General features: G+C 68.2%; 1 protein-coding gene. It reads left to right on the forward strand.

Going from position 1 to position 2,176, the window contains the following annotated elements; all coding sequences use genetic code 11:
* Positions 1 to 2,176 (forward strand): catalase/peroxidase HPI (katG, locus tag CFB35_RS33970; RefSeq protein WP_059898254.1); only part of this gene is annotated, 2,176 nt, incomplete at its 5' end.

Consider the following 2,176-nt stretch of genomic DNA (forward strand, 5'->3'; position numbering starts at 1 on the left):
ATCGAAGTGCCCGTTCAACCACACCGCAGGCAGCGGCACGACGAACAAGGACTGGTGGCCGAATCAGCTGAACCTGAACGTGCTGCATCGGCATTCGGCGCTGTCCGATCCGATGGACCCGGATTTCGACTACGCAGAAGCGTTCAAGAAGCTGGATCTCGCCGCGGTGAAGCAGGACCTGCACGCGCTGATGACGACCTCGCAGGACTGGTGGCCGGCCGACTTCGGCCACTACGGCGGCCTGTTCGTGCGCATGGCGTGGCACAGCGCCGGCACCTACCGCACGGCCGACGGCCGCGGCGGCGCCGGCGGCGGGCAGCAGCGCTTCGCGCCGCTCAATAGCTGGCCGGACAACGTCAGCCTCGACAAGGCCCGCCGCCTGCTGTGGCCGATCAAGCAGAAGTACGGCCGCAACATCTCGTGGGCCGACCTGCTGATCCTGACCGGCAACGTCGCGCTCGAATCGATGGGCTTCAAGACCTTCGGCTATGCCGGCGGCCGCGTCGACACGTGGGAGCCGGACGACGTCTACTGGGGCTCGGAAAAGATCTGGCTGGAACTGAGCGGCGGCCCGAACAGCCGCTACACCGGCAAGCGCGAGCTCGAAAGCCCGCTCGCCGCGGTGCAGATGGGCCTCATCTACGTGAACCCGGAAGGCCCGGACGGCAACCCCGACCCGGTCGCCGCCGCGCACGACATCCGCGAGACGTTCGCGCGCATGGCGATGAACGACGAGGAAACGGTCGCGCTGATCGCGGGCGGCCACACGTTCGGCAAGACGCACGGCGCCGGCCCGGCCTCGAACGTCGGCCCCGAGCCGGAAGCCGCGGGCATCGAGCAGCAGGGGCTCGGCTGGAAGAGCACGTTCGGCACGGGCAAGGGCAAGGACACGATCACGAGCGGCCTCGAAGTCACGTGGACGTCGACGCCGACGCAGTGGAGCAACGATTTCTTCAAGCACCTGTTCAGCTACGAGTGGGAGCTCACGAAGAGCCCGGCCGGCGCGCACCAGTGGGTCGCGAAGGATGCCGGCGAAGTGATTCCCGATGCGTACGACGCGTCGAAGAAGCATCGCCCGACGATGCTGACGACCGACCTGTCGCTGCGTTTCGACCCGGCCTACGAAAAGATCTCGCGCCGCTTCTACGAGAACCCGGCCGAGTTCGCCGACGCGTTCGCACGCGCATGGTTCAAGCTCACGCACCGCGACATGGGCCCGCGCTCGCGCTATCTCGGCCCGGACGTGCCGGCGGAACACCTGCTGTGGCAGGACCCGATCCCGGCCGTCGATCACCCGCTGATCGACGCCGCCGACGTCGCCGCGCTGAAGGCGAAGGTGCTGGCCACCGGCCTGTCGGTGTCGCAGCTCGTGTCGACCGCATGGGCGTCGGCGGCGACGTTCCGCGGCTCGGACAAGCGCGGCGGCGCGAACGGCGCGCGCATTCGTCTCGCGCCGCAGAAGGACTGGGAAGTGAACCAGCCGGCAGCGCTCGCGGCGGTGCTCGAAACGCTCGAAGGCGTGCAGAAGGCGTTCAACGATGCGCAGACGGACGGCAAGAAGGTGTCGCTGGCCGACCTGATCGTGCTGGCCGGCGCGGCCGGCGTCGAGCAGGCGGCGAAGAACGCGGGTGTCGCGATCACGGTGCCGTTCGCGCCGGGCCGGATGGATGCGTCGCAGGAAGAAACCGACGTCGACGCGATGGCCGTGCTCGAGCCGGTGGCGGACGGGTTCCGCAACTACCTGAAGCACGCGTACAAGACGCCGGCCGAGGCGCTGCTGGTCGACAAGGCGCAGCTGCTGACGTTGACGGCGCCGGAGATGACGGTGCTGGTCGGCGGCTTGCGCGTGCTTGGCGCGAACGTCGGCGACTCGAAGCACGGCGTGTTCACCGATCGTCCGGGCACGCTGACGAACGATTTCTTCGCGAACCTGCTCGACATGGGTACGGAGTGGAAGCCGGTGTCGGGCGCGAACGACGTGTTCGAGGGGCGCGATCGTGCGACGGGCGCGGTCAAGTGGACGGGCACGCGCGTCGACCTGATCTTCGGCTCGCACTCGCAGTTGCGCGCGCTGGCCGAGGTGTACGGCAGCGCGGATGCGAAGGAGAAGTTCGTGCGCGACTTCGTCGCCGCCTGGAACAAGGTGATGAACCTCGACCGCTTCGATCTCGCGTGA

The sequence above is a fragment of the Burkholderia sp. AU16482 genome (assembly GCF_002223285.1).
Lineage (GTDB): Bacteria > Pseudomonadota > Gammaproteobacteria > Burkholderiales > Burkholderiaceae > Burkholderia > Burkholderia semiarida.